Source organism: Actinophytocola sp. (genome assembly GCF_050699915.1).
Lineage (GTDB): Bacteria > Actinomycetota > Actinomycetes > Mycobacteriales > Pseudonocardiaceae > Actinophytocola.
The window spans coordinates 1-5,110 of sequence record NZ_JBOHGA010000329.1; the positions used below are offsets into that span (position 1 = coordinate 1).

The following is a 5,110-nucleotide window of genomic DNA, read 5'->3' on the forward strand; positions in this document are numbered from 1 at the left end:
CCAGCTCGAGGTCCGCGGCCGGCACCGGCGCGTTCTCGGTGGCCACGGCGGCGGAGACGCACGCGGGCTCGATCCCCGCGTCCGGCCCGGCCGCCTCGACGATGGACCGCATGGCCGGGCCCGCGAGCGACGAGGTCGCCGCCCTGCTGGCAGACACGGACACGACGTGGGCGGCGGCGACCACCGGCGGCACGGCGGCCGCGGACCTCGAGCTGGCGAGCGGGAAGTCGGTGATCGCGATCGGCGGCTGGAGCGGTGGCGACCCGGCCCCCACGCTCGCCGAGTTCCAGCGCTACGTCGCGAATGGACAGATCGGCTACTACGTCTCGGGCGGCGGCATGGGCGGGCCGGGCGGCGACTCGGGGATCGCGCAGTGGGTCGCGGACAACTACGAGGCGACGAACGTGGGCGGCCAGACGGTGTACGACCTGCGCTGAAGTGGCTCCGATCGGCGGCTGACACCGCTGCGACCGGTCGACTACGGTCCGTGAACCGTGCGCACTCGACTGCTCGCCGCGGCGGCGGCCGCCCTCGTGCTCGTCTCCACGCCGTTCTGGCCGGCTTCCGCAGAGGGGCCCACGCTCGGCGGGGTTGCGGTCAGCGGCCTGCACAACTCCTATGAGAAGGGCGCGTTCGGCCATCTCACCGACGCCCTCGGCACCGGCGTCGGCATGATCGAGCTCGACGTGTGGACGACGCTGTCCTCGTGGACGGTCAACCACGACAATCCACTCTGGAACGACAACAACTGCACGTCCGCGAGCGGCGACACCAGCCAGGGCCTCGAGACCTGTGTGGACAACATCCGGTCCTGGCACGACACGAACCCCGCGCACCAGCCGCTGCTGATCAAGCTGGAGCTGAAGGCCGGCTTCCAGGACGACCAGGGCGTGGGGCCGGACGAGCTGGACGCGCTGTTCGCCGACCGCCTCGGCTCGGCGATGTACCGCCCGGCGGACCTCATGGGTGGCGCGCACCCGACCCCGGACGCGGCGTCGCGGGCCGACGCGTGGGCGCCGGCGGAGTCGTTGCGCGGGCGGGTGATCCTGTTGGTGCTGAAGGGAACCGTGGAGAACGACTCGCTGCCGACGGAGGTCGAGTACGCCCGGCACCTGTCGGCGAACCCGGGCGCCGCGGTGGGCTTCCCGTTCGTGCACGACGGCATCGCCGGCTCGGACCCGCGCACCCGCTACGAGGAGGCGCTGCGCCCGTGGTTCGTCGTCTTCGACGGTGGTGCCACGACGTTCGCCGGCCTGTCGCCCGAGCAGCGGGCGTTCTATGTGGACAACCACTACCTCACGGTGGCGACCAACGTGAACGAGCTGGCGCCGGAGCTGGACGCGACGAACCCGACCCCGGCGGAGGCGACGGAACGGCTGCGTCAGGTCGGCTGCCTTGGCGCGAGCGTGGCCAGCTCGGACTGGTACCAGGTGCCGGACTGGCACCAGACCGTCCCACGCGGCGGCTGCTGAGCGCTCACCGCCTCAGCCGCACCCGGCGAACCTCGGCGTCATCGATCCAGCGCTTGATGATGGCGACTACCAGCTGCCGCGGTGTTCCGGGATCGTGAAGATCAGCGGGACGACCGCCACCAGCAGGACCGCCAGCACGACCAACGCGTGTGCCTGCGCGGCGGCCGGGTGCGCGCTGTTGGCCAGCACCGCCGTGGTGATCGACACCGCGATGATCGAGCCGCTCTGGCGGAACATGCCGCGCAGGCCGGCGATCGACGCGATCCGGTCCGGGGCCAGCTGCAGGCCGGCGTTGTTCGCCGCCGGTACGGCCATGCCCATGCCGATACCGGTGACCGCCGCGGTGATCGACAGCCATAGGTAGCCCGAGATCCCCGGCGGCGGCAGGGCCATCAGCACCAGCCCGCCCGCGAGCGTGACGAAACCGACCACCATCGGGATGCGGTGGCCCAGCCGGCGCAGCGCGAGCACGGCCAGCGCCGCGACGCAGATCATCCCCACGCCGCGCGCGGTCAGCAGCGTGCCGGCGGCCAGCGGGTCGAGGTCGAACCGCTCCTCGGCGTAGAGCGGCACCAGCGCGGCGAACCCGATGGCCGCGCCGCCGAACAGCAGGTTCAGCACGTTCATCGTGCCGAAACCCTTGCCCGCCAACAGCCGCGGCGGGATGAACGGCGCACGGTGGCGCACGGTGTGCCGAACGAACAGGCCCGCGGCCACGACCGCGAGCAGCTCCGGCACCAGGAACCACGGGCTCGTCGCGCCGCGGTCGAGGTTGGTCAGCCCGTACATCGTCGCCAGCATCAGCGTCGCGAGCAGCGCCAGGCCGCCGAAGTCGACCCGGCCGGCGGGCTTGCGCGATGACTCCGCGATCAGCTTGCGGGACAGCACGAACAGCACCACGCCGATCGGCACGTTGACGAGGAAGATGGTCCGCCAGCCGAAGTAGCCGACCAGGATCCCGCCGATGATCGGGCCGACGATGCCGCCGATCGGGAAGATGCTGGTGAACATGCCGACCGCACGGTCGCGGTCCCGGCCGAAGTGCTCGGCGACGATCCCGGTCGCGGACGGGATGAATGCCCCGCCCCCGATGGCCTGGACCGCGCGCAACGCCACCAGCACATAGATGTTCGTGGCGAAGCCGCAGGCCAGCGACGCCGCGGTGAACAGGCAGATGCCGACCAGGAAGACCCGCTTGCGGCCGAACTGGTCGCCCAGTGTGCCCGCCATCGGCATCGCGATGATCTGGCCGAGCGAGTACACGGTGATCGTCCAGCCGCTCCACGTCAGCTCGGCGCCTAGGTCGGTCTGGATCGCGCCCAGCGCGGTCGCCACGATGGTCTGGTCGACCGAGGCCATGAACAGCGCGATCGCGACCACCGCGAACACGACGTGCCGCCGCGGCAACGGATCCGGGCCGTCCGGGGTCGAGGTGGCAGCGGGTGGCGTAGCGGACGGCGAAGCTGCTCGTACGCTTCGTGTCCCCATAGAGCACCACGATATTTGCTTGCCGGCAGGCAAGCAATACATTGGTGAGCCAACTCTCCGGGCAAGACAAGCAGGGAGGCAGTGGTGGATGCCGAGGCTGTGACCAGGTTGCGCCGGGTCATCGGACGGCTGGCGCGGCTGTTCAACGCGTCGTCGTCGAGCGAGGACCTGACGCCCACCCAGGCCTCGGTACTCGGCCTCGTCGCCCACCGCGGCCCGATCAGCCTCGCCGAGCTGACCGAGCTGGAGGGCCTGAACCCGACGATGGTCTCCCGCGTGGTGTCCAAGCTCGACGGCGACGGCCTCGTCCGACGGCTGCCGCACCCGGCCGACCAGCGTGCGGTCCAGCTGGTGGCCACCGACGAGGGGCGGCAGACCCACCAACGCATCCTCGCCGCCCGCACCCGGACCGTGGCGACGATCCTCGACGAGCTCCCGCCCGAGGTGAGCGCGGCGTTGGCGGAAGCCCTGCCGGCCCTCGAGGCGCTCGCGGAAGGCCTTCGCTCGAACCGGCGGTGACGCCGGTCGAGTTCACCGTGGACACCCGGCCCGCCGGCTGGCCGGGCCGCGCAAGGGGTCTTCACGGCATCCGCCGGCCACCAGTAGCCTGGATCGGTACCGATTGGGGGTTGGCGGATGGCGGGAACCGGCGCGGTGGCGCGTCGCACCTACGGCGGACGTTCGGCCGTCGAGCGGCGCGCGGAGCGCGGAGCGCAGGGAACGGCTACTCGCGGCCGGGTTGAAGCTGTTCGGCACGGAGGGCTACGCCGCGGCGTCCATCGAGCGGCTCTGCACCGACGCCGGGGTGTCCACCCGGAACTTCTACGAGGAGTTCGGCAGCCGCGAGGACCTGCTGATGGCGCTGCACGACCGCATCATCGAGCAGGCCTTCCAGGCGGTGCTCGGCGCGCTCGAGGACGCCGACGACACCCCGCTGCGGGAGCGCTTCACCTGCGCGGTGCGCGCGTTCGTCACCACCACGGCCAGCGACCCGCGCTGGGCCCGGCTGTCCTACGTGGAGATCATCGGAGTCAGCAACGCGGTGGAACGGCACCGGATCGCGTGGCGTGAGCGGTGGACGCAGTTCCTGGTGTCGGAGGCGAAGCGGGCGGTCGAGCGCGGCGAGGCCGAGGACCGCGACTTCCATCTGGGCGCGGTCGCGCTGATCGGGGCGGTGAACGAGCTGGTGCACCATTGGTCGCTGAGCGACGGCGAGCGCTCGCTGGACGACGTGATCACCGAGATCGTCCGGGTCGCGACGGCGGCGGTGACGGCACCGTGACCGCGACGTCCATCGGCGCCACGTCGAGCGCCGCGGAGCTGCTGCGCCGGCTGTCCGACGTGGCCTCCTCGTCCGGCACCCAGGTGTCGGCCGCGGCGGAGCTGTTCGCCAGGTGCGTCGCCGACGACGGGGTGATCCAGGCGTTCGGCACCGGCCACTCGCAGGGCACCGCACTGGAGGTGGCCGGCCGGGCCGGCGGGCTGATCCCGACGAACCGGATCGCGCTCTCGGACCTCGTGCAGTTCGGCGGCGAGGACCCGGCCGTGCTCGCGGATCCCATGCTCGAGCGGCGGGGCGACGTGGCCAGGCGGCTGTACGAGCTGGCCGCGCCCCGGCCGCGGGACCTGTTCGTGATCGCGTCGAGCTCCGGGGTGAACTCCTCGGTGGTCGAGATGGCCCACGTGGTGAAGTCCCACGGCCACCAGCTCGTGGCGATCACGTCGGTGGAGCACTCGACGGGGGTCGAGCCGCGGCACGAGTCGGGCAAGCGGCTGGCGGATCTCGCCGACGTGACGCTGGACAACGGCGCCCCGTTCGGCGACACCCTGCTGGCCATGCCGGACGGCACGTCGGCGGGCGCGGTGTCGTCGTTGTCGGCCGCGCTGCTGGTGCAGATGGTGGTCGCCGAGACGGTCCGGCTCATGCTCGAGGCCGGCACGATGCCCCCGGTGTACGTGTCGAACAACGTCCCGGGCGGCCACGCGCGCAACCTCGAGCTGGAGGCCAAGTACGCGGGCCGGATCCGACGGACCGCCAGCTAGGGCACGTCTGACGGATCTCTGGCCGCGCGATTCGCGCCCAGCCGGCCCCTGGCCGCGTTGTCGCAATGGCCGAGTACGCCCAGTACGAGGCCATCGCTCCGCCTTGC

At 71.9% G+C, this 5,110-nt stretch carries 5 protein-coding genes and 1 pseudogene; 5 read left to right on the forward strand and 1 reads right to left on the reverse strand.

Annotated elements, in window-relative coordinates; all coding sequences use genetic code 11:
* Positions 1-437, forward strand: a pseudogene (locus ACRDSK_RS31665) (glycosyl transferase); the annotation flags it as partial.
* A gap of 57 nt (positions 438-494) precedes the next feature.
* Positions 495-1,472 carry a hypothetical protein gene (locus tag ACRDSK_RS31670; RefSeq protein WP_431445075.1) on the forward strand — a complete coding sequence of 326 codons (978 nt, stop codon included), beginning with the start codon at positions 495-497 and terminating at the stop codon, positions 1,470-1,472.
* A gap of 66 nt (positions 1,473-1,538) precedes the next feature.
* Here the strand turns inward: ACRDSK_RS31670 and ACRDSK_RS31675 are convergent, their stop codons facing one another.
* Positions 1,539-2,960, reverse strand: coding sequence for an MFS transporter (locus ACRDSK_RS31675; RefSeq protein WP_431445076.1), 1,422 nt, complete (start codon positions 2,958-2,960; stop codon positions 1,539-1,541).
* Positions 2,961-3,044: 84 nt separating this feature from the next.
* Between ACRDSK_RS31675 and ACRDSK_RS31680 the strand changes: the two genes are divergently transcribed.
* The 3 genes from ACRDSK_RS31680 to ACRDSK_RS31690 all read left to right on the forward strand — a co-directional run bounded on the left by ACRDSK_RS31680 (position 3,045) and on the right by ACRDSK_RS31690 (position 5,003).
* Positions 3,045-3,479: a MarR family winged helix-turn-helix transcriptional regulator gene (locus ACRDSK_RS31680; protein WP_431445077.1), complete on the forward strand. Its 435-nt coding sequence runs from the start codon at positions 3,045-3,047 to the stop codon at positions 3,477-3,479.
* 220 nt (positions 3,480-3,699) lie between these two features.
* Positions 3,700-4,242, forward strand: coding sequence for a TetR/AcrR family transcriptional regulator (locus tag ACRDSK_RS31685; RefSeq protein WP_431445078.1), 543 nt, complete (start codon positions 3,700-3,702; stop codon positions 4,240-4,242).
* Positions 4,239-5,003 carry a sugar isomerase domain-containing protein gene (locus ACRDSK_RS31690; RefSeq protein ID WP_431445079.1) on the forward strand — a complete coding sequence of 255 codons (765 nt, stop codon included), beginning with the start codon at positions 4,239-4,241 and terminating at the stop codon, positions 5,001-5,003. Before ACRDSK_RS31685 ends, ACRDSK_RS31690 begins: the two co-directional genes overlap by 4 nt.
* Positions 5,004-5,110 lie beyond the last annotated feature (107 nt).

What these genes read in the sequence shown, in the direction of transcription:
- ACRDSK_RS31675 (WP_431445076.1), bottom strand. Translation starts at nt 2,960, where the DNA reads ATGGGGACACGAAGCGTACGAGCAGCTTCGCCGTCCGCTACGCCACCC.